General features: G+C 73.4%; 18 protein-coding genes. 7 read left to right on the forward strand and 11 right to left on the reverse strand.

The features are described from left to right. Positions 1-47: 47 nt before the first annotated feature. Both ACFYQQ_RS22640 and ACFYQQ_RS22645 read right to left on the reverse strand, forming a co-directional pair. On the reverse strand, positions 48-965 hold the full coding sequence (locus tag ACFYQQ_RS22640) for an SDR family NAD(P)-dependent oxidoreductase (protein ID WP_356163897.1): 918 nt from the start codon (positions 963-965) through the stop codon (positions 48-50). Between the two features lie 65 nt (positions 966-1,030). Beyond that, positions 1,031-1,783: an SDR family oxidoreductase gene (locus ACFYQQ_RS22645; protein ID WP_355783714.1), complete on the reverse strand. Its 753-nt coding sequence runs from the start codon at positions 1,781-1,783 to the stop codon at positions 1,031-1,033. A 161-nt stretch (positions 1,784-1,944) separates the two neighbouring features. On the opposite strand from ACFYQQ_RS22645, the gene ACFYQQ_RS22650 reads away from it, so the two are divergent. Then, positions 1,945-2,340: a nitroreductase/quinone reductase family protein gene (locus ACFYQQ_RS22650; protein WP_356163896.1), complete on the forward strand. Its 396-nt coding sequence runs from the start codon at positions 1,945-1,947 to the stop codon at positions 2,338-2,340. Positions 2,341-2,465: 125 nt separating this feature from the next. Here ACFYQQ_RS22650 and ACFYQQ_RS22655 read toward each other — a convergent pair whose 3' ends face one another. The 6 genes from ACFYQQ_RS22655 to ACFYQQ_RS22680 form a co-directional block, all read right to left on the reverse strand. Then, positions 2,466-3,917, reverse strand: coding sequence for an aldehyde dehydrogenase family protein (locus ACFYQQ_RS22655; protein WP_356239367.1), 1,452 nt, complete (start codon positions 3,915-3,917; stop codon positions 2,466-2,468). 34 nt (positions 3,918-3,951) lie between these two features. Then, the gene (locus ACFYQQ_RS22660) at positions 3,952-5,682 is read right to left on the reverse strand and encodes a D-aminoacylase (RefSeq protein ID WP_355784199.1); all 1,731 of its coding nucleotides are present in this window, start codon (positions 5,680-5,682) and stop codon (positions 3,952-3,954) included. 28 nt (positions 5,683-5,710) lie between these two features. Then, positions 5,711-6,829, reverse strand: a complete 1,119-nt coding sequence (locus ACFYQQ_RS22665; RefSeq protein WP_355784202.1) for an LLM class flavin-dependent oxidoreductase — start codon at positions 6,827-6,829, stop codon at positions 5,711-5,713. Positions 6,830-6,957: 128 nt separating this feature from the next. Then, the gene (locus ACFYQQ_RS22670) at positions 6,958-7,734 is read right to left on the reverse strand and encodes a glucose 1-dehydrogenase (protein ID WP_355784205.1); all 777 of its coding nucleotides are present in this window, start codon (positions 7,732-7,734) and stop codon (positions 6,958-6,960) included. An 8-nt stretch (positions 7,735-7,742) separates the two neighbouring features. Then, positions 7,743-8,684 (reverse strand): LLM class F420-dependent oxidoreductase, encoded by a 942-nt coding sequence (locus ACFYQQ_RS22675; protein ID WP_355784208.1) that lies wholly within the window; start codon positions 8,682-8,684, stop codon positions 7,743-7,745. Between the two features lie 93 nt (positions 8,685-8,777). Next, positions 8,778-10,025 carry an amidohydrolase family protein gene (locus tag ACFYQQ_RS22680; RefSeq protein ID WP_355784211.1) on the reverse strand — a complete coding sequence of 416 codons (1,248 nt, stop codon included), beginning with the start codon at positions 10,023-10,025 and terminating at the stop codon, positions 8,778-8,780. Positions 10,026-10,248: 223 nt separating this feature from the next. On the opposite strand from ACFYQQ_RS22680, the gene ACFYQQ_RS22685 reads away from it, so the two are divergent. Both ACFYQQ_RS22685 and ACFYQQ_RS22690 read left to right on the forward strand, forming a co-directional pair. Further along, a complete protein-coding gene (locus tag ACFYQQ_RS22685; RefSeq protein ID WP_356163891.1) occupies positions 10,249-13,200 on the forward strand; it encodes a BTAD domain-containing putative transcriptional regulator in 2,952 nt (983 codons plus the stop codon). A gap of 218 nt (positions 13,201-13,418) precedes the next feature. Continuing rightward, on the forward strand, positions 13,419-13,622 hold the full coding sequence (locus tag ACFYQQ_RS22690; RefSeq protein ID WP_356163890.1) for a hypothetical protein: 204 nt from the start codon (positions 13,419-13,421) through the stop codon (positions 13,620-13,622). Positions 13,623-13,701: 79 nt separating this feature from the next. Here the strand turns inward: ACFYQQ_RS22690 and ACFYQQ_RS22695 are convergent, their stop codons facing one another. Both ACFYQQ_RS22695 and ACFYQQ_RS22700 read right to left on the reverse strand, forming a co-directional pair. Further along, positions 13,702-14,394, reverse strand: a complete 693-nt coding sequence (locus tag ACFYQQ_RS22695; protein WP_355781420.1) for a hypothetical protein — start codon at positions 14,392-14,394, stop codon at positions 13,702-13,704. A gap of 210 nt (positions 14,395-14,604) precedes the next feature. After that, complete coding sequence (locus ACFYQQ_RS22700) at positions 14,605-16,227, reverse strand: FadD3 family acyl-CoA ligase (RefSeq protein ID WP_355781423.1); 1,623 nt, start codon at positions 16,225-16,227, stop codon at positions 14,605-14,607. Between the two features lie 112 nt (positions 16,228-16,339). Here ACFYQQ_RS22700 and ACFYQQ_RS22705 point away from each other — a divergent pair, with 112 nt between their 5' ends. Genes ACFYQQ_RS22705 through ACFYQQ_RS22715 form a run of 3 tightly spaced genes read left to right on the forward strand, consistent with a single transcriptional unit; the run spans position 16,340 to position 18,759 of the window. Beyond that, positions 16,340-17,512 (forward strand): lipid-transfer protein, encoded by a 1,173-nt coding sequence (locus ACFYQQ_RS22705; protein ID WP_355781426.1) that lies wholly within the window; start codon positions 16,340-16,342, stop codon positions 17,510-17,512. A gap of 9 nt (positions 17,513-17,521) precedes the next feature. Further along, a complete protein-coding gene (locus ACFYQQ_RS22710; protein WP_355781427.1) occupies positions 17,522-17,983 on the forward strand; it encodes an OB-fold domain-containing protein in 462 nt (153 codons plus the stop codon). Further along, positions 17,980-18,759, forward strand: a complete 780-nt coding sequence (locus tag ACFYQQ_RS22715) for an enoyl-CoA hydratase/isomerase family protein (RefSeq protein ID WP_355781430.1) — start codon at positions 17,980-17,982, stop codon at positions 18,757-18,759. Before ACFYQQ_RS22710 ends, ACFYQQ_RS22715 begins: the two co-directional genes overlap by 4 nt. Positions 18,760-18,807: 48 nt before the next feature. On the opposite strand, the gene ACFYQQ_RS22720 is transcribed toward ACFYQQ_RS22715, so the two are convergent. After that, positions 18,808-19,434, reverse strand: coding sequence for a hypothetical protein (locus ACFYQQ_RS22720; RefSeq protein ID WP_355781433.1), 627 nt, complete (start codon positions 19,432-19,434; stop codon positions 18,808-18,810). Positions 19,435-19,566: 132 nt separating this feature from the next. On the opposite strand from ACFYQQ_RS22720, the gene ACFYQQ_RS22725 reads away from it, so the two are divergent. After that, entirely contained in the window at positions 19,567-20,331 is a 765-nt protein-coding gene (locus ACFYQQ_RS22725; protein WP_355781436.1) for a hypothetical protein, read from the forward strand. Positions 20,332-20,411 lie beyond the last annotated feature (80 nt).

Consider the following 20,411-nt stretch of genomic DNA (forward strand, 5'->3'; position numbering starts at 1 on the left):
CGGGAGGGCGGTAGCGACGCTACCCCCGGGCGGTCCGGTGGCCCGCCTCACGAAGCGGGCGCCGTCCGCCGCCCGCCCTTGTGGGGCGCCAGCAGGTCTTCGAGGCCGATGCGGGTGAGGAACTCGGCGCGGATGCGGTCAGCGACCCGGCTGACCTCCTCCGACCCGTCGTTCGCGGGGTCGACGTGGACCCGGAAGGGCCGCTCGCCGTGCGGCGTGTCCACGACGGCGACGATCGCGTCGGCGACCTGCGAGACGTCGGCGTCGGCCGGAGCCAGCGCGGCCAGCCGCCGGGCGACCTGGTCCATCATCCCGGCGTACCGCTCCTCGTAGGCGGGCACGACCGCCTGCTCCGCGGGGTGGCCGCCGGTGGCGAAGTGCTCGGTGCCGGAGGTGAAGGCGCCCGGCACGACGATGGTGGTCTCGATGTCGAAGCGGGCCAGCTCGGCGGCGTACGACACGGCGAGCGCGTCCATGGCGGCCTTGGCGGCGAAGTACGGCGCGAGGTAGGGCGGGGTGCCGCCCCGGCTGGACGAGGAGCCGACCCACACGACGAGGCCGTGCTCCCGGGCCCGCAGATGCGGCAGCGCGGCCCGGTTGACGCGCTGGGTGCCGAGGACGTTGGTGTCGTAGACGGCGGCCAGCTCCTCGGGGGTGAAGGCCTCCGTGGGGCCGGTCACCATGTGGCCCGCGTTGTGGACGACGACGTCCAGCCGGCCGCTCTCGGCGAGGACCGTGGCGACGGCGGCGTCCGCGGACTCCTGGGAGAGGACGTCCAGCTCGACGGTCCGCAGGTCGACGCCGTGTTCGGCGGCGTAGGCGCGGGCGTCGGCGACCCGGGCGGCGTTGCGGCCGCGGGTGTCCCGCATCGCCGCGTAGACGGTGTGGCCGGCCCGGGCCAGTGCGCGCGCGGTCAGCGCGCCGAACCCGGAACCCGCGCCGGTGATGACGATGGTGCTGCCCATGACGGGACTCCTCGGAGAAGGCGGGAGGGATGGGGTGGGAGGGGTGGGGACTGCGGGCCCCTGGGTCAGACGATGCCGCCGTTGGCGCGCAGGACCTGGCCGTTGACCCAGCGCGCGGGGCCGGCGAGGAAGGCGACGACCTCGGCGATGTCCCGCGGGGTGCCGAGGCGCTCCAGCGGGGGCTGGGCGGCCATGCGCGCGATAGTCTCCTCGTCCTTGCCGTCCAGGAACAGCGCGGTGGCCGTCGGTCCGGGGGCCACCGCGTTGACGGTGATGTCCCGGCCGCGCAGCTCGCGGGCCAGGATCAGGGTCATCGCCTCGACGGCGCCCTTGGAGGCGGCGTACGCGCTGTAGCCGGGAAGGGCGAGGGCCGGTACGGAGCTGGAGAAGTTGATGATCGCGCCGCCCGCGCGCAGGCGGCGCGCGGCCTGCTGGTCCACGACGAACGTCCCACGGATGTTGGTGCGGTGCATCCGGTCCAGGACGTCGAGGTCGGTGTCGACCAGCGGGGCGACGCTCATGACGCCCGCCGCGTGGACGACCACGTCGACGCCGCCGAAGGCGGATTCGGCGGCGTCGAAGAGGGCCGCGACCTCGCTCTCCTCGGCCACGTCGGCGCGGACGGCGACGGCCCGGCCGCCGCTGCCGGTGATGGCGGCGACGGCCTTGTCCGCCTCGGCCGCATTGCCCGCGTAGGTGACGACGACGGCGTACCCGTCGGCGCCCAGGCGTTCCGCGGTCTCCCGGCCGATGCCGCGCGAACCGCCGGTGACGATCGCGACCCGGGTGCCGGCGGTGGGGGTGGGCTGCTCGCTCATGACGTGCTCCTCGTCTCGATGGAGTAGCGGTGTTCACGTACTGACGAGAGCAACGCTAACACTCAAGCGTTAGCGACGCTACCCCTCGTTGATAGCGGCGCTACGGACGACGGGCAGGGGTACGGTCACGGCATCGGTGGCCGGGTGCGGAAGGGAACGGGATGGCGCGGTATCACGAGGTGAAGTACCGGGCGGTGACGTCGTTCCAGCGGCGGATCGCCAACCCGCTGATGCGGCGGCTGCCGTTCCAGACCCTGCTGGAGACCACCGGGCGCGTCTCGGGGCTGCCGCGCCGCACGCCGGTCGGCGGGCGCCGGACCGGGGGGACGTTCTGGCTGGTCTCCGAGTACGGGGAGAAGTCGCAGTACGTGCGCAACATCCGGGCGGACCCGCGGGTCAGGGTGCGCGTCCGGGGCCGGTGGCACCACGGCGTCGCCCGTCCGCTGCCGGGTGACGACGCCCGGGCGCGGCTGCGGTCCCTGCCCCGCGTGAACAGCGCCGGGGTGCGCGCCCTGGGCACGGACCTGCTGACCGTCCGGGTCGACCTGACCGACTGAGCCGGGACCTCACCGGGCCCGCGCACCGCCGGGAACACGGACGGTCGTCAGTCACCGCGGGCGGCCACCGGTCCCGTACCGCCGGGACCGGCGGCCGTCAGCCGGTCCCCCCGGGGGCCCGGCGGTCACCCCGCCCAGACGATCGACTGCACCTCGCTGTACGCGTGCAGGGCGTACGAGCCGACGTCGCGGCCCACCCCGCTCTTCCTGAAGCCGCCGAACGGCGCCTCCATGTTGCGGCCCACGGTGTTGACGCCGACCCCGCCGGCCCGCAGCCTGCGCGCCACCCGGAAGGCCCGCGCCACGTCGCCCGACCAGACGTAGTCGATCAGGCCGTAGTCGCTGTCGTTGGCCAGCTCGACCCCCTCGTCCTCGTCGTCGAAGGGGACCACCACGACCACCGGCCCGAAGATCTCCTCGCGGACCACCCGCATGTCGGGGGTGCAGTCGGCGAGCAGCGCCGGAGCCACGTAGAAACCGCGCTCGTACGGCGGCCGGCGGCCCCCGGTGACGACCCGCGCCCCCTCCTTGCGCCCGAGTTCGACGTAGGACTCCACCCGGTCCCGGTGCGCCGCCGAGATCACCGGCCCGACGACCGTGCCGGACTCGCGCGGATCGCCCACCCTCAAGTGCCCGGCGTAGGCGGCCAGTCGCGCGACGAGCCGGTCGTGCACCGGCCGCTGCACCAGCACCCGCGTCGGCGCCGTGCAGATCTGCCCGCTGTAGAACGAGAACGTCGTGCCGATCCCGGCCACCGCCGACTCCAGGTCCGCGTCCTCGAAGACGAGCGCCGCGCCCTTGCCGCCCAGCTCCATCAGCTGCCGCTTCATCCCGCGCCCGCACACCTCGGCGATGCGCTGCCCGACGGCGGTCGAACCGGTGAAGCTCACCATGTCCACGTCGGGCGAGTCCACGGCGGCCTCGCCGACCTCCGTGCGCGAACCGCCGACGACGTTCACGACGCCCGGCGGCACGCCCGCCGCCTCCAGCGCCTCGGCCATCCGGTAGACCGAGAGCGGGTCCTGCGGGGCGGGCTTCACGACCACCGTGTTGCCCATGGCCAGGGCGGGGGCGACCTTGCCCGCCGGGTTCGCCCAGGGGTTGTTGTACGAGGTGACGCAGGTGACCACGCCCACGGGCTGGCGCACGGCCAGCGCGCCCATCACCGCCGCCGGGCCGAACGGCCCGGCCTCGTTGACCTGCGGCGGCAGCGGCTGCTCCACGGGCTCGACGCGCGCGTACCGCTGGAAGCGGGCCGCCGCGACGCCGACCTGCATGGCGCGCGCCGTGCCCGTCGTGGCGCCGCTCTCCGCCTGCGCGAGCTCCGCGCAGGACACGAGGTCGCGCCGGATGAGCCCGGCGGCCCGGGCGAGGACGGCGGCCCGCTCCCCTGCGGGCGTGCGGGACCAGGGGCCGAAGGCCTCGCGGGCGGCGGCCGCCGCCGCGTACACCTGCTCCCGCGACGCCTCCGGGGCGAGCCCGACGACGCCCTCGGTCGCCGGGTCGGTCACCTCGTAGAACCCGTCGTCGGGCGGCACCCAGGCGCCCCCGACGAACAGCCGCTGCCCCTCGCTCACCCGCCCTCCCCGAACCGCTCCGGTCCGCCGCCGCTCACCGGGTGCTCACCGTGCGGGTGTCGCGACCCGAGCGCAGCACCCGGCCCGGCACGGCGCCGGTGACGACGTCGTCGCGGATCGACTCGACGCCGTTGACCCACACGGCCGTGATCCCGATCGCCCGGGAGTCGAGCCGCGGGCTGTCGCCCGGCAGGTCGTGCACCAGGGTGGCCTTGCCCGCGTCGATCCGCGCCGGGTCGAAGAGCACGAGGTCGGCGTGGAAGCCCTCCGCGACCCGGCCCCGCTCCCGCAGCCCGAAGAGCCGCGCCGGGTCGTCGGTCAGCATCTTCACCGCCCGCTCCAGCGGGACCAGCTTCCGGCCGCGCAGGCAGTCCCCGAGGAAGCGGGTCGTGTACGGCGCCCCGCACATGCGGTCCAGGTGGGCGCCCGCGTCGGAGCCGCCGAGCAGGACGTCCTCGTGCTGCCAGGTCTCGGCCCGCAGGGCCCAGGAGTCGGGGTCGTTGTCGCTGGGCATCGGCCACAGCACCGTGCGCAGACGGTCGTTGGCGCAGATCTCGACCAGGCACTCGAAGGGCTCCTGGCCGCGTTCCGCCGCGATGTCCCGCACGACCCGGCCGGTGAGGCCCTCGTTCGCCGGGCTGTAGGTGTCCCCGATGACGTACCGCCCGAAGTGGGCGAGCCGCCGGAAGACGCCGGCCTCCTTGCTGTCCGCGCGCCGCAGCATCTCCGCCCGGACCGCCGGGTCGCGCAGCCGTGCGATGCGCTCCGGCACGGGCAGGCCGAGCACCTCGCCCCAGCCGGGGATCAGGTTCAGCGCGCAGAAGGTGCCCAGCGACATGTTCATCGGGGTGAGGATCGGCATGGTGAGGGCGACGACCCGGCCGCCGGCCCGGCGGGCGCGCGCGCTCGCCTCCAGCTGGCGCGGGACGCGTTCCGGCACGGCTGCGTCGATCGTCAGGACGTTCCAGTTCAGGGGCCGTCCCGCCGCCGCGCTCATCTCCGCGAGCAGGTCGATCTCGGCGTCGCTGAACTGGTCGAGGCAGCCGGCCACGATCGCCTCGATCTGGGTGCCCTCGTGCTCGGCCACGGCCCGTGCGAGCGCGAGGAGTTCGGCGGGCCAGGCATGCCGGGAGGCGACCGGTTTCCCGTCGCCGTCCGAGTGCGTGGAGGACTGCGTGGTCGACAGGCCCCAGGCCCCGGCGTCCATCGCCTCATGGAAGAGCACGAGCATCCGCGCCAGTTGCTCCTCGGTCGGCTGCCCGCCCACCGCGTCCGGCCCCATGACGTACCGGCGCAGCGCGCAGTGCCCCACCATGAACCCGGCGTTGACGGCGATCCGCCCCTCCAGGGCGTCCAGGTACTCGCCGAAGGTGTGCCAGGTCCACGGCGCGCCCTCCTCCAGGGCGACCAGTGACATGCCCTCGACCTTGGACATCATGCGGCGCGTGTAGTCGGCGTCGCCGGGGCGGGCGGGGTTGAGCGGCGCGAGCGTGAAGCCGCAGTTGCCGCCCGCGACGGTGGTCACCCCGTGGTTCAGGGACGGGGTCGCGTACGGGTCCCAGAACAGCTGGGCGTCGTAGTGGGTGTGCGGGTCGACGAAGCCGGGGGCGAGCACGAGTCCGTGCGCGTCCTCGGCCGTCCTCGCCTCCTCGGTGATCCGTCCGAGGGCGGCGATGCGACCGTCCCGGATGCCGACGTCGGCGGTGTACGCGGGGGCGCCCGTCCCGTCCACGACGGTGGCGCCCCTGATCAGATGGTCGAGCATGCCTGCGCCCCTTCCTCGCCCGTCGGCGTCACGCGGACCGGCGGAACCGGGTCGTGCGGTGCACCGGATCCGTGTCGATCTTCGGGATCACGTGCTCGCCGACCAGCCTGATCGTCTGGAGCGTCTCCTCGCGCGAGATGCCGATGGGCAGCCCGAAGGAGAGCTGGTCCGCCCCGGCCTGCTCCCACCGCTTGCACTGGGTCAGCACCTCGTCGGGGTCGCCGCAGATCAACAGCTCCTCGGCGATGAGGAGTTCGATGATCTCCTCGTTGAACTCGGGCAGCGTCTCGGGCCACACCGGGAAGCCCTCGGGGCGCGGGAAGGTGTCGTGGTAGCGGAAGACGAGCGACTGGAGGTAGTGCAGCCCGCCGCCCGCCGCGATCCGTACGGCCTCCTTGTGGGTGGGCGCGCAGACCGCCGTCGACGTCACCATCACGTTGTCGTTGACGAAGTCCCCGACCGGCCGCGCCTCCACGATCGCCGTCTTGTACTGCTCCAGGACCCACTCCATGTCGGAGACCTTCTGCACGCTGAAGCCGAGCACGCCGAGGCCCTTGCGGGCGGCCATGGCGTACGAGGGCGGCGAACCGGCGGCGTACCACATGGCGGGGTGCGACTTCCCGTACGGCTTCGGCAGGACCTTGCGCGGCGGGAGCTGCCAGTGCTTGCCCTGGAAGCCGGCGTACTCGTCCTGGAGCCACATCTTCGGGAACTCGGCGATGGTCTCCTCCCAGATCTCCTTCGTGTAGTTCATGTCGGTGACGCCGGGGATGAAGCCGAGGATCTCGTGGGAGCCGGCGCCGCGGCCGGACCCGAACTCGAAGCGCCCCTCGGAGAGGTGGTCGAGCATCGCGACCTTCTCGGCGACCTTCACCGGGTGGTTGACCTGGGCGAGCGGGTTGAAGATGCCGGAGCCGAGGTGGATGCGCTCGGTGGCGTGGGCCAGATAGCCGAGGAAGACGTCGCTGGCGGAGAGGTGCGAGTACTCCTCCAGGAAGTGGTGCTCGGAGGCCCAGGCGTACTTGAAGCCGGACTTGTCCGCCTGGATGACGTACTCGGTCTCCTCCATCAGCGCCTTGTGCTCGGCGAGCGGGTCGGTCTCGGCGCGCTTGCCCACGTATCCCTGTACAAAGAGCCCGAATTCCAAGGCGGTTCACCGTCCTTGCGATGACGACGGTGTTTCTGACGCACCGTCAGATGTATTGAGGCGACTGTTCCACCGGGCACCTGGACCGTCAATAGCTGACGTACCGTCAGCCGGCGTCCTCATGCTCGTCAGATGACGCTGACCCCCGCCAGCCAGCCGCCGTCGATCACGAAGGGCTGGCCGGTGATGTACGAGGAGTCCTCGCAGCTCAGGAAGAGGGCGAGCCGGGCGACCTCCTCGGGCCGCCCGATCCGGCCGAGGGGCACGAGCTTGCTGTAGACCGCGTCGAGCGCCTCGGCGCCGGCCACGACGTCCCCACCGGGGTCGAGCTGGGCCGGATTGCTCATGGCGGTGTCGATGGCCCCCGGGCAGACGGCGTTGACCCGGATGTTCCGGGCGGCCAGCTCCAGGGCGGCCACCCGGGTCAGCCCGACGATGGCGTGCTTCGTCGCCGCGTACGCGCCCACGTACGCCATGCCGGTCAGGCCCGCGAACGACGCCGTGTTGACGATGGTGCCGCCGCCCGCCGCCGCGATCTCGGGCGCCACGGTCCTGATCCCGAGGAAGACGCCCGTCTGGTTGACCCGCACGACCTCCTCGAACTCCTCCAGGGGGGTGCCCACCAGCTCGTTGAAGCGCAGGATGCCGGCGTTGTTGACCAGCCCGTCGACGTGCCCGTACGCCGTCCTCGCGGCGTCCACCGCGGCGCGCCAGTCGTCCTCCCGGCTCACGTCGAGATGGACGTACCGGGCGCCGATCTCCTTGGCGAGAGCCTCCCCCTGGTCGTCCAGCACGTCCGCGACGACGACGCCCGCGCCCTCCGCGACGAAGAGCCGCGCCTCCTGCTCGCCCTGCCCGCGTGCCGCGCCGGTGACGATCACGACGCGTCCGTCCAGCTTGCCCATGGCTCTCCCTAGTCGAGGTGGGGCGCGACGTCCGCGCCGAAGGCGGCCATCTGGTCGAGGAGTTCGGACCGGCTCCGGGACCGGAAGCGCACCTGGATCTGGTGCACCCCCATCGCCCGGTACGCGCGCAGCGACTCGGCGAGCGCGTCCGGCGCCCCCCGCAGCGTCCGCCGCCCCACGTCCCACGCCGGCTCCCCCACGTACAGCGGCTCGGTGATGGCCCCGACGACGAGGGGCTCGCCGACGCCCGCCTCCGCCCGGAGCCGGTGCAGCCGCGCGATCTGCTCCGGGAGCCGCTCGCGCGGGTCCCCCTGCGGCAGCCAGCCGTCCCCGCGGACGGCCGCCCGGCGCACCGCGGCCGGGGAGGACCCGCCGACCCAGACCGGGACCCGGTCCTGCGCGGGCCGCGGGCGCTGTCCGAGTCCCCCGAAGTCGTAGAGCCTGCCGTGGTGTTCGGGGTACTCGTCGGGGCCGAGCGCGGCCCGCAGGGCGTCGATGGACTCGTCGAGGACCGCGCCCCGCCGCTCGAAGTCCACGCCGAGCGCCTCGAACTCCTCCCGTACGTGCCCGGCGCCGACACCGAGGACCAGCCGGCCTCCCGAGAGGTGGTCGAGGGTCGCGTACTGCTTCGCGGTGAGGAGGGGGTGGCGCAGCCCGACCACGGCGACGTGGCTGAGCAGCCGGACGCGCTCGGTCACGCCCGCCAGGAAGGCGAGCGTCGCGACGGGGTCGTACCAGACGGTGCTCATGGCGTCCGCGAGGCGGCGCGGGACGCCGACGTGGTCGCAGCTCGCGAGGTAGGCGAAGCCGGAGCGGTCGGCGGTGCGGGCGATCTCGGCCAGGTCGCCGGGGCCCGCCTCCGCCTCCCACGGCTCGGCGTAGATGGTGCTCTGCGACTGGACGGGAAGCTGCATCCCGTACGCCAGTCGTCCGTGCTGCGGCATCTCCATGGCGCACCCCTCAACCCACGGTCGTCGTGTCCGTGCCGTGCCCGTGGCCCGCTGCGCCCGGAAGGCGGGGCGGACCGGCCCTCAGACCGCCCCTCACGCCGTCCAGAGCCCGTCCTGCGTCAGCCCCAGCAGCTCGATCGCGTTGCGCCGCACGATCCGGTCGACCACGTCCGGCGCCAGGTGGCCCATCTGCGCCTCGCCCACCTCGCGGGACTTCGGCCAGGTCGAGTCGGAGTGCGGGTAGTCGGTCTCGTACAGGACGTTGCCGACGCCGATCGCGTCCAGGTTCCGCAGGCCGAAGGCGTCGTCGAAGAAGCAGCCGTAGACGTGGTCCGCGAAGAGTTCGGACGGCGGCCGGTGCACCTTGTCGGCCACGCCGCCCCAGCCGCGGTTCTCCTCCCACACGACGTCGGCGCGTTCGAGGATGTAGGGGATCCAGCCGATCTGGCCCTCGGCGTACATCACCTTCAGGTCCGGGAAGCGCTCGAACTTGCCGCTCATCAGCCAGTCGACCATCGAGAAGCAGCAGTTGGCGAAGGTGATGGTGGAGCCGACGGCGGGCGGGGCGTCGGCGGAGGTGGAGGGCATGCGGCTGCTGGAGCCGATGTGCATGGCGATGACCGTGCCGGTCTCGTCGCAGGCCGCGAGGAAGGGGTCCCAGTCGTCGGTGTGCACGGAGGGCAGCCCGAGGTGCGGCGGGATCTCGGAGAAGGCCACCGCGCGCACGCCCCGGGCGGCGTTGCGCCGCACCTCCTCGGCGGCGAGTTCCGCGTCCCACAGCGGGATGAGCGTCAGCGGTATCAGGCGCCCCCCGGCCGCGGGGCCGCACCACTCCTCCACCATCCAGTCGTTGTAGGCGCGCACCCCGAGCAGCCCCAGCTCGCGGTCCTCGGCCTCGGTGAACGTCTGCCCGCAGAACCGGGGGAAGGTGGGGAAACACAGCGCCGACTGGACGTGGTTGACGTCCATGTCGGCCAGGCGCTGCGGCACGTCGTAGGACCCGGGCCGCATCTGCTCGTACGTGATGATCTCCAGCTTGATCTCGTCCCGCGCGTAGCCGACGGCGGTGTCGAGCCGGGTCAGCGGGCGGCGCAGGTCCTCGTACACCCACCAGTCACCGATCGGCCCGTCGTCGCCCGGGGCGCCCATCACGGGCGCGAACCTGCCGCCCAGGAAGGTCATCTCCTTGAGCGGCGCGCGGACCACGCGCGGACCCCGGTCCCGGTACTTCGCCGGGAGCCGGTCCTGCCAGACGCCCGGCGGCTCCACCGTGTGGTCGTCCACCGAGATGATCTTCGGGAAGGGCTGCGCGGGACTCTCCGTGGTTTCCGTGGTCTCCATACGAGTCACCGTAGCGCCGATCTGACGACCCGTCAGCTCCCTGTCGGGCACCCGCTTCCGCCGTCCGCGCCGGGCCGCTCCGGGCGCAACTGTGAGGAGAGCGTGTGAGGACTGTGTGCCGTCCCGTGCGGCCCCCTGTGATCGCTGTCTCCCACGGCTGACGCATCCGCCATGAACAAGGCAAACTGGCCTCGTTGTCATGACGGTCGGCAGGGGGACAGCGATGGACGGTGTACCGCGAGTGCCGGAGCAGCGGAGCCCCGAGGACTCGGTGGCGCTGCGCTTCGGCGTGCTCGGCCCGGTGCGCGCCTGGCGCGGGGCGGAGCCCCTGCCCATGGGGTCCCCGCAGCAACGCGCCCTGCTCGCCGCGCTGTTGCTGCGCGAAGGGCGTACGGCGACGGCCTCCGAGCTGATCGACGCGCTGTGGGGCGAGGAGCCCCCCTCCCAGGCGCTGGCAGCCGTCCGCACCTACGCGTCCCGGCTCCGCAAGGTCCTCAACCCCGGCACGCTGGTCAGCGAGTCCGGCGGCTACGCCATCCGCCTCGCGGACCCGGGCTCCCTGGACCTGGCCCGCGCCCAGCAGCTGGCCGCCGACGCCGAGAAGGCCAAGGCCGCGGCCGACCTGTGCCGGGCCCGCGCCCTGCTCAACGAGGCGCTGGCCCTGTGGGACGGGGAGCCGCTCGCGAGCGTCCCCGGCCCCTACGCCGACACCCAGCGCACCCGCCTGGAGGAGTGGCGGCTCCAACTCCTCGAAACCCGCCTCGACATGGACCTGGAACAGGGCTGCCACGCGGAGGCCGTGTCCGAGCTGACCGCCCTGACGGCGGCCCACCCGCTGCGGGAACGCCTGCGTGAACTCCTGATGCTGGCGCTGTACCGCTCCGGCAGGCAGGCCGAGGCCCTCGCGGTCTTCGCCGACACCCGGCGGCTGCTCGCCGACGAGCTGGGCGTCGACCCCCGGGCGGGCCTCCGGGAGCTCCAGCAGCGCATCCTGCGGGCGGACCCCGGGCTCGCGGAACCCTCGGCGCCACCCGCGGAACCCGTGGCCACCCCCGTACGACCCGCGCAACTCCCGGCCACCGTCACCGACTTCACCGGTCGCGCGGCCTTCGTCCAGGAACTGAGCGACGTCCTGGCCGCCGCGTCGACCGCAGAGGGCCGGGTGATGGCCGTCTCCGCCCTCGCGGGCATCGGCGGCGTCGGCAAGACCACCCTGGCCGTGCACGTGGCCCACCAGGCGCGCGGCGCCTTCCCCGACGGGCAGCTCTACGTCGACCTCCAGGGCGCCGGGGCCCGCGCAGCGGAACCCGAGACGGTGCTCGGCGCCTTCCTGCGCGCCCTCGGCACCGCGGAATCCGCCATCCCCGACTCCCTGGAGGAGCGCGCCGCGCTGTACCGGTCCGCCCTGGACGGCCGCCGCGTCCTGGTGCTGCTGGACAACGCCCGCGACGCCGCGCAGGTACGTCCGCTGCTCCCCGGGATGGAGGGGTGCGCGGCGCTCGTCACCTCCCGGGTGCGCATGGTGGACCTCGCCGGGGCGCACCTGGTCGACCTGGACGTGATGTCCCCGGAGGAGGCCCTCCAGCTCTTCACCAGGATCGTCGGGGCGGAGCGGGTGGCGTCGGAGCGGGAGGCCGCGCTGGACGTGGTCGCCGCGTGCGGGTTCCTGCCGCTCGCCATCCGGATCGCCGCGTCCCGGCTGGCCGCCCGGCGCACCTGGACCGTCTCGGTGCTGGCCGCGAAGCTCGCCGACGAGCGGCGCCGGCTCGACGAGCTCCAGGCGGGCGACCTCGCCGTCAAGGCGACGTTCGAGCTCGGCTACGGCCAGCTGGAACCGGCCCAGGCCCGCGCCTTCCGCCTCCTCGGCCTCGCCGACGGCCCCGACATCTCGCTGGCCGCCGCGGCCGCGGTCCTCGACCTCCCCGTCGAGGAGACGGAGGACCTCCTGGAGTCCCTGGTCGACACGTCCCTCCTGGAATCCGCCGCGCCCGGCCGCTACCGCTACCACGACCTGGTCCGGCTCTACGCGCGTGCCTGCGCCGAACGCGACGAACACCCCCCGACGGAACGGGACGCGGCGATGTCGCGGCTCCTGGACTTCTATCTGGCGACGGCCGCGGGGGTGTACGCGATCGAGCGGCCGGGGGACCGGCTGGTGGATCATCTGGAGCCGACCGAGTACCCGGGGCTGCGGTTCGCCGACCGCCACGCGGCGCTGGACTGGCTGTACGCGGAGGCCAACTGCCTGCTGGCCTGCGTCCACCAGTCCCTCGGCGACGACCGGCTCAGCAGGGCGGTGGACCTCCTGTGGGCGGCGAAGGACCTGGCGGAGTCCGGCGCCAACGCCCGTGACTACGGCGGCAACGCGGTGGGCGCGCGCGACGCCGCCGAGCGGGCCGGCGATCCGCGGGCGGAGGCCCGGGCCCGGACGGCCCTCACCGAGGCCCATCTGGCCGGCGGCCGCTTCGACCGGGCGGCGGAGGAGGCGGAACGGGCCGCGGCGCTCGCGCGCGAGATCGACGACGCCGCCCTCAACTGCTGGGTGCCCAACCACCTCGGGGTCATCGCGGTCTACCGCAGTCAGCACGCCGAGGGGGCCGCGTACCTCCAGCAGGCCATCACCTGCTTCCGGGCCGACGGGAACCTGGCGGGTGAGGCCAGTGCCCTGTGCAACCTCTCGCGGGCGCAGCTGGCCATGGGCCAGACGGCCAGCGCCATCGCGCTCGCCGAACAGGGCATCGGCATCTACGACCATCTCGGGCACACCCTGCGCGGCGCCAACGGACGCTACGCGCTCGGCCTCGCGCTGGCCCAGGCGGGCGATCCCGGCAAGGCCGTCGCGGAGCTGACCGAGGCGCTCGACGTCTTCCGGGACAGCCGCCAGCGGCTCTGGGAGGGCATGGCCATCTTCCGTATGGCGGAGATCCGGCTGACGGAGGGCAAACCCGCGCGGGCGGCCGCCCTCGCCGAGCAGTCGCTCGCGGTGCTGCGCGGGATCGGCGGCGACTGGCGCCGCGGGAACGTGCTGACCGTCCTCGGACGGGCGCTGAGCGCGATCGGCCAGACAGACCGCGGCCAGGCCTGCTGGCGTGAGGCCCTGTCCATCTACGAGGAGCTTGGGTCGTCCGAGTCCACGGAGGTACGGGCGCTGCTCTCGCCGTTGGCCGCGGCGTAGGGGCGGTCCGCGGCTTTCCGGTACCGCTGCCCGCTCGTTCATCGTTCGTTTATCGCGCTGCGCCACTCTGAGGTCGTCGAAACGTCGCGTCGGGGGGCAGACGAATCGGCGAGAGGCCCATCACATATGGTGAACGGCCCTTGCACAGCCCGCCCGGCGGCCCTCGGGGGAGTCGCCGGGCGGGCTGTCTCACCAACATCCAACGGGGAGTAGGAACCATGGCCGAGAAGAAGACCGACGGCACCGTCAAGCCGCTCGACACGCACATCACCGACGCCGACGCGGGCACGATCAGGCCGCTCGACACCCACATCACGGACGCCGACGCGGGCACGGTCAAGCCGCTCGACACCCACATCACGGACGCCGACGCGGGCACCGTGAAGCCGCTCGACACGCACATCACCGACGAGAAGGCCTGAGAAGCCACCCGTCACGGGGGATCGGCCGCGGCGGCGCGGAGGGGGAGCCGTCGCGGCCGAAGTGTGTCCGGGCCCGTCTTCAGCCGTCGTAGCCGGGCCAGTTGGCCTTGCCGATGGCCGGGACGGAGTCCGGGAGACCGGTGTCGTTCTCGCAGCCGGCCCGGTCGGCGAGGTCGTGCGCCAGCTGGAGCATGATGTCGAGCCCCACCTTGCGGGCCTCGACCGCGGACAGTCCGGTGCCTTTCATCGGGCGGGCGTAGATGTAGACGCCGACGTACCTGTCCCGCTTCACGTACGCGGGCGCCCCGGCGGGGAGATCGACGTCGCACTCGAAGTACACCGCCTGCGACGCCCGGACGTAGAACGCGTGGGCGCCCATGTCCAGCGGGGCACGTGTGTCACCCCTGCGCCCGTCGATGGTGGAGATCTCCTCGACCGGTGGAAGGTCCCGCTGCCACGTGGCGGAGACGTTCAGCACCGGGGCCCGCCCGTCTTCGTCACTGAGCGCTTCGTACCTGCAACTGCTCGGCCAGTGCTCCTTGACGAACCTGAACTTGTCCGTGTCGCTGGTGAGTTCCGTGCCGGGACCGAGCAGCTTCTGCAGCGTGGCCCGACGCGGTATCCCGTTCCAGCACGGCTCGGCCGGGGCCCGAAGCGCCTCGGCGTCCCCGTCGGAGCGGGTCGACCAGAGGGCGACACCCGCCCCGAGGACGACCAGCACCACCACGAGACAGAGCACCTTCACTCTGCCGGACATCTTGCCGCCGCTCATGTCTTCCCTGTTCGGTCGCTCGCTCCGCGGACACGGTGGCGGAGGTCTTCAGCCGCGCCGAGGCCGGCCGGCCGGAAGCGTCCTCGCCCTTGATGGCCGCCTACTCAGGCCGTTCCCGCTGAACACGCCGACGAACTCCCCGATACGGCAAGCGAACCTAGTCGCGCCCAGGAGCGGGTCGCAAGCGGCGCAGGGGGCCGCCGGGGTCCCTCAGGGGTGTTCATCCGCCACTCGCCCGTGCCCCCTCAACTCCCCCTTCAGCACCTTCCCGCTCGCGTTGCGCGGGAGGGCGGGGACGAACTCGACCGTTCTCGGGACCTTGTAGTTGGCCATTTCCCGGCGGGACCAGGCGATCAGGTCGTCCGCGGTGAGGGTGGCGTGCGGGCGGCGTACGACGTAGGCCTTGCCGACCTCGCCGAGGCGGGCGTCGGGGACTCCGACGACCGCGACGTCCGCCACGTCCGGGTGCAGGCCGAGGAGTTGCTCGATCTCCGCCGGGTACGCGTTGAAGCCGCCGACGATGAACATGTCCTTGATGCGGTCCGTGATGCGGAGGTTGCCGTCGGGGTCGAGGACGCCGACGTCGCCCGTGCGGAGCCAGCCGTCCGGGGTGAGGACGGCCTCCGTGGAAGCGGCGTCCTCGAAGTAGCCCCGCATGACGTTGAATCCGCGGACCAGGACCTCGCCGGGTGAGCCGGGCCCGACCACGGCACCGGACGCGTCCACCACGCGTACCTCCGTGCCGGGGATGGCCCGCCCCGACGTCGAGGCGATCACCGGCGCCGGGTCGCCGCGCCGGCACATGGTGACGATGCCGCTCGCCTCGGAGAGCCCGTACGCGGTGAGGACCGTGCCGATCCCCAGCTCGGTCCGCAGCCGCTCCACCAGCCGCAGCGGGACCACCGCGGCGCCCGTCACCACCAGCCGCAGCGCCGACAGGTCGTGGGCGTCGCGGGACGGGTGGTCCAGGAGCGACTGGTGGAGGGTGGGCGGCCCCGGCAGCACCGAGACGCGCTCCGCGGCGACGTTCGCGAGGACGGTGCCGACGTCGAAGACGGGCTGCGGAACCATCGTCGCGCCCCGTATGAGGCAGGCGACGATGCCCGCCTTGTAGCCGAAGGTGTGGAAGAACGGGTTCACGATCAGATAGCGGTCGCCCTCGCGCAGGCCGGACAGCTCGCACCAGACGGCGTAGGCCCGCAGCGTCTGGGCGTGGGTGATCACCGCGCCCTTGGGCCGGCCGGTCGTCCCGGACGTGTAGACGATGTCGGAGGGCGAGGAGCCGTCGAGGGCGTCACCGCGCGCCCGCACCTCCGCCGCCCCGACACCCTCCCCGCTCGCCAGGAAGTCCTTGAGCGTACGGAAGTCGGCGGGGGCGTCGTCGGCCAGCACCACGACCTGCTCCAGGTCGGGCAGCCCCGGCAGCGGGCCCCTTCCCTCCCCCCGGCCGGCGGCCCGCCGAAGCGAGGCCACGTACGACGTCCCGAGGAAGGTGCCCGTCACGAACAGCAGCCTCGCCCGGCTCCGGGACAGCACGTACGCCGCCTCCGCCCCCTTGAAGCGGGTGTTCAGCGGGACCAGCACCGCCCCGGCGCACACCGCCCCGAGCGCCGAGACGATCCAGTCCAGGGTGTTGGGCGCCCAGACCGCCACCCGGTCGCCGGTCCGCACCCCGCCCGCCAGGCACGCCGCCGCGGCCCGCTCCACGCGCGCCCCCAACTCCGCGTACGACACCCGCGTACGGCCCTCCACGACGGCCTCGGTGTCGCCGTACCGCTCGGCCGCCGCCCGTACCAGCCCCGGGATGCTGCCCCACTCCAGGTCCCCGCGCATCGCACGCCTCCCCTGACCGGACGACCGGACGTACCGCTAGCTGACTGACCGTCAGATTAGCTGTAACCTGACGCCCTGTCAGCAGTCGTGGACCGCGTGCGGAGGTGTGCCCATGTCGGGAAACGGGCCCGGGAGCACGGCCGGGATCAAGGACGCCACCGCCGTCGTCGGCATCGGACAGACGGCCTTCGCCAAGCAACTCCCCGAATCCGAGAAGGCCCTGGCGTGCCGGGCCGTACTCGCCGCCCTCGACGACGCCGGCATCGCACCGAGCGAGGTCGACGGACTCGCCTCCTACACCATGGAGGAGACCGACGAGGTGGAGATCGCCAAGGCGGTCGGGTTCGGCGACCTGACCCACTTCAGCAAGGTCGGCTTCGGCGGCGGCGGTTCGTGTGCCACGGTCGCCCACCTCGCCGCCGCCGTCGCCACCGGCCAGGCCACCGTCGGCGTCGCCTGGCGCTCACGCAAGCGGGGCAGCGGACCCCGGCCGTGGCGCAACACGGACGTCCAACTCCCCACGCCCGCCCAGTGGACGCGGCCCTTCGGGCTGCTCAGACCGGCCGACGAGATCGCCGTGCTGGCCCGCCGCTACATGCACGAGTACGGCGCCACCCGCGACCACCTGTTCAACGTCGCCCTCGCCTGCCGGAACCGGGCCAACCAGAACCCGGCCGCCATGATGTACGAACGCCCGCTGACCCGCGAGATGTACATGAACTCCCGCTGGATCAGCGAACCCCTGTGCCTGTTCGACAACTGCCTGGAGACCGACGGGGCGCTGGCCTGCGTGATCGTGTCGGCCGCGCGGGCCCGCGACTGCCGCCACCGGCCCGTGTACGTCCACTCGGCCGCCCAGGGCCTGCCCGCCCAGCACCACGGCATGGTCAACTACTGGACCGACGACCCGCTGACCGGCCCCGCCTGGACCGCCGCCCGGCACCTGTGGAAGCACGCCGACCTCACCCCCGAGGACGTCGACGTCGCCCAGATCTACGACGCCTTCACCCCCCTCATCCCGCTGTCGCTGGAGGGCTACGGCTTCTGCGGGCGGGGCGAGGGCGGCGCCTTCACCGAGGGCGGCGCGCTGGAGATCGGCGGCCGGCTGCCCCTCAACACCGGCGGCGGCGGCCTGAGCGAGGCGTACGTGCACGGCTTCAACCTCATCAACGAGGGCGTGAAGCAGCTGCGCGGCACCAGCACCGCCCAGGTCCCGGGGGCCGCCACCTGCCTGGTCACGGCCGGCGAAGGCGTCCCCACCTCCGCCCTCCTGCTCAGGACCTGAGGAGCCCGCATGCCCCTGCTGTCCCCCGTCCCCGACGACGACGGCGCCCCCTTCTGGTGGTACGCCGCCCGGGGCGAACTGCGCGTCCAGGCCTGCGCCGCACCGGACTGCGGCGAGCTGCGCTTCCCGCCGCGCCCCTGCTGCCCGCACTGCCACTCCTTCGATTCCGAGTGGCGCAGGATGAGCGGGCGCGGACGGATCTGGTCCTACGTCGTGCCGCATCCGCCCCTGCTGCCGGGCTACGCGGAGCAGGCGCCGTACAACGCGATCGTGGTGGAGCTGGCGGAGGCGCCGCGGATCCGGCTCGTCGGGAACCTCGTCACCGGACCCGACGCGCCGCTCGGCTCCGTCGATCCGGGGCGCCTGCGGATCGGCGCGCGGGTGCAGGTCGTCTTCGGCCCCGCCGACCCGCTGGACCGGTCGGGGACCGCGGGCACGACCGTGCCCCGCTGGGTACTGGAGCGGCCGTGAGCGGCGGCCTGCGCACCAGCACCGACAAGGACACCGGCGTCGCCGTCGTCACCCTCGACCGGCCCGAGCGGCTGAACGCCGTCGACCTCGCGCTTGCCGCCGAACTGGCCGGCGCCTGGCGGGGTTTCCGCTTCGACGACTCCGTACGGGCCGTCGTCCTCACCGGCGCCGGCGGGCGCGCCTTCTGCACGGGCATCGACCGGAGCGCGGCCGTTCCCCAGCCCGGCTCGCCGTACATGATGGACGATCCGCTGCTCACGGCGGGCCCGAAGGCGAACGATCTGTGGAAGCCGGTGATCGCCGCGGTCGCGGGAATGGCCTGCGGCGGCGCCTTCTACCTGCTGGGCGAGGCCGATTTCGTCGTCGCGGACGAGACCGCGACGTTCTTCGACCCGCACACGACGTACGGCATGGTCAGCGCCTACGAGTCCGTCCACATGGTGCAGCGGATGCCGTACGGGGAAGCCGCCCGAACCGCGCTCATGGGCACCGCCGAGCGCCTCTCGGCCCGCAGGGCGTACGAGATCGGGCTGGTCTCCGAACTCACGCCGCCCGGCGAGGCGTTGGCGGCGGCCGTGCGGTGCGCCGCCGTCATCGCCTCCTACCCGGCCGAGGCCGTGCAGGGCACCGTGCGCGCCCTGTGGAGCGCGCGGGAGGCGGCGAACGCCCACGCGTTCGCGCAGGCGCCGCACCTCATCGCGCTCGGCAACCAGCCGCCGCGACGGCAGGCGGAACTGTTCGCCGCCCGCCGTCCGGACGGGTTCCGGCTGCGGTAGTCCGGGATGGGCCGCCGCTGCGGGCGGGCCCTCTCCGGTCCCGGGCCGTCAGTCCTCCGCCGGGGCGGTCCGGGAGACCTCGCAGTGGTCCACCGAGGCGGCCAGCCCCGAACCGCCCACCTCCACGCGGACGGTGTCCTTGCCGTTCGCGGGCACCGTGACGCGCCCGTACCCGCGCGTGACGGGGATGGGGAGGTCGTTCTCGTCGTAGAAGGTGACGTCGGCCCTGAACGTCACCTTGCGGGAGTTCGGGTTGGTGACCTCGACGGTCGCGTACGGGGCCCGCTCGGTCGCGCAGCTCACCAGCCGCGCCGTGCCGTCCTTTGGCCCCTTGGAGCCGCTGCCGGAGGTGGAGCGGTGGGTCGGACGCCGGTTGTAGCCACCGGTGCTGCTGCTGCCGGTGCTGCCGCTCCCGTACGCGTCGTCGTCATCGTCGCTGTCGTAGTAATCGTCATCGCCGCCGGAGCCCGAGGTCGTCGAGCCGGAGCTGTACGAGCCTCCGCCCGAGGTGGACGACGAGCTGTCGTGGTTCTGGCTGGAGCTGCTGCAACCGCCGCCCCCGCCGCCGCTGTGACGGCTGCCGCCGTGACCGCGCCCCGTCGAGAAGCCGGTCAGTGCGAGCAGGACCATGGCCAGAACCGCTGTGAACTTGAGTGTGCGCCCCCGTGAATGCATGTGATCAGCCTACTCACGGCACGCGTCCGGTCACACCGCATGACTGAGTCGTCCCCCACTTCTCCCCACAGCATGGCGGGTGCGGGGCGTGCGGCGTAGCGTCGGTTGGTAGAGCAGTGAGGAGGCCCGCGTATGGTCCGCAGCGTACTCGGGTCGGTGCTCGCCCTCCTCGGAGCGGCGGCCGCCGTCTGGAGCCCATTCCGCGCCTGGTACGACGGCCGTCACGGCCGGTACTACCGCCTGGGCGACCTCTTCTCGGGGTCCGGGGTCACCGACGCCCGGGCGGATCTGTTCACCTCCCTCTTCCTGCCGTTCGCGATCGCGGCGGTGGTGACGGTCGTCGGAGTGCTGCTCCGCTCGCGGCTGCTGGTCGCGCTGGCGGGGATCGCCGTGCTCGCGTTCGCCGTGCTGTGGATGGTGCGCGTCGGGCAGGCCGAGTCCGGGCTGACGGTCGACTCCGACGGCAACGGCCTCGGGGCGGGCGTCGCGGGCGCGCTGGGCGGCGGGGTGCTGCTGCTGATCGGCGCGGCCCTGATGCGGGGGCGCGGCGGTCGTCGCGAGCGGATGGCGACGCTGCCGCCGTCGGAGCCCGCCGAGCCGTCCTGGCAGTCGGACCCGGCCTGGAACACCGGGGCGGGCGGCCAGCATGGAGGCCGGTCCGAGCCCACCTGGCAGCAGGGCCACGGAGACCAGTCCGAGGCCACCTGGCAGCACGGCCACGGGGAACCGTCCGAGCCCACCTGGCAGCACGGGCCCGCCGGGACCTCCGGTCAGGACGGGCCCTACGGGCCGACGGATCCGACGCCGGACCGGCCGCCGCCGCGGGAGCCCGGCGGCACGGGTTCGGGGGAGGACGCGCCGACGGCCACGTGGCGGCGACCGCCGGACCAGCGGTGACGCGGGCTACGTGACGCCCGACGGGCGCCGGTCGTCGTCCTCCTGACGCCTCGGGGGCAGCGCCGACGGCCACGCGCGTG

This window comes from Streptomyces sp. NPDC005496, from assembly GCF_042872045.1.
Classification (GTDB): Bacteria; Actinomycetota; Actinomycetes; order Streptomycetales; family Streptomycetaceae; genus Streptomyces.

What these genes read in the sequence shown, in the direction of transcription:
- ACFYQQ_RS22640 (WP_356163897.1), bottom strand. Translation starts at nt 965, where the DNA reads ATGGGCAGCACCATCGTCATCACCGGCGCGGGTTCCGGGTTCGGCGCG.
- ACFYQQ_RS22645 (WP_355783714.1), bottom strand. Translation starts at nt 1,783, where the DNA reads ATGAGCGAGCAGCCCACCCCCACCGCCGGCACCCGGGTCGCGATCGTC.
- ACFYQQ_RS22650 (WP_356163896.1), top strand. Translation starts at nt 1,945, where the DNA reads ATGGCGCGGTATCACGAGGTGAAGTACCGGGCGGTGACGTCGTTCCAG.
- ACFYQQ_RS22660 (WP_355784199.1), bottom strand. Translation starts at nt 5,682, where the DNA reads ATGCTCGACCATCTGATCAGGGGCGCCACCGTCGTGGACGGGACGGGC.
- ACFYQQ_RS22670 (WP_355784205.1), bottom strand. Translation starts at nt 7,734, where the DNA reads ATGGGCAAGCTGGACGGACGCGTCGTGATCGTCACCGGCGCGGCACGC.
- ACFYQQ_RS22675 (WP_355784208.1), bottom strand. Translation starts at nt 8,684, where the DNA reads ATGGAGATGCCGCAGCACGGACGACTGGCGTACGGGATGCAGCTTCCC.
- ACFYQQ_RS22680 (WP_355784211.1), bottom strand. Translation starts at nt 10,025, where the DNA reads ATGGAGACCACGGAAACCACGGAGAGTCCCGCGCAGCCCTTCCCGAAG.
- ACFYQQ_RS22685 (WP_356163891.1), top strand. Translation starts at nt 10,249, where the DNA reads ATGGACGGTGTACCGCGAGTGCCGGAGCAGCGGAGCCCCGAGGACTCG.
- ACFYQQ_RS22690 (WP_356163890.1), top strand. Translation starts at nt 13,419, where the DNA reads ATGGCCGAGAAGAAGACCGACGGCACCGTCAAGCCGCTCGACACGCAC.
- ACFYQQ_RS22695 (WP_355781420.1), bottom strand. Translation starts at nt 14,394, where the DNA reads ATGAGCGGCGGCAAGATGTCCGGCAGAGTGAAGGTGCTCTGTCTCGTG.
- ACFYQQ_RS22700 (WP_355781423.1), bottom strand. Translation starts at nt 16,227, where the DNA reads ATGCGCGGGGACCTGGAGTGGGGCAGCATCCCGGGGCTGGTACGGGCG.
- ACFYQQ_RS22705 (WP_355781426.1), top strand. Translation starts at nt 16,340, where the DNA reads ATGTCGGGAAACGGGCCCGGGAGCACGGCCGGGATCAAGGACGCCACC.
- ACFYQQ_RS22710 (WP_355781427.1), top strand. Translation starts at nt 17,522, where the DNA reads ATGCCCCTGCTGTCCCCCGTCCCCGACGACGACGGCGCCCCCTTCTGG.
- ACFYQQ_RS22720 (WP_355781433.1), bottom strand. Translation starts at nt 19,434, where the DNA reads ATGCATTCACGGGGGCGCACACTCAAGTTCACAGCGGTTCTGGCCATG.
- ACFYQQ_RS22725 (WP_355781436.1), top strand. Translation starts at nt 19,567, where the DNA reads ATGGTCCGCAGCGTACTCGGGTCGGTGCTCGCCCTCCTCGGAGCGGCG.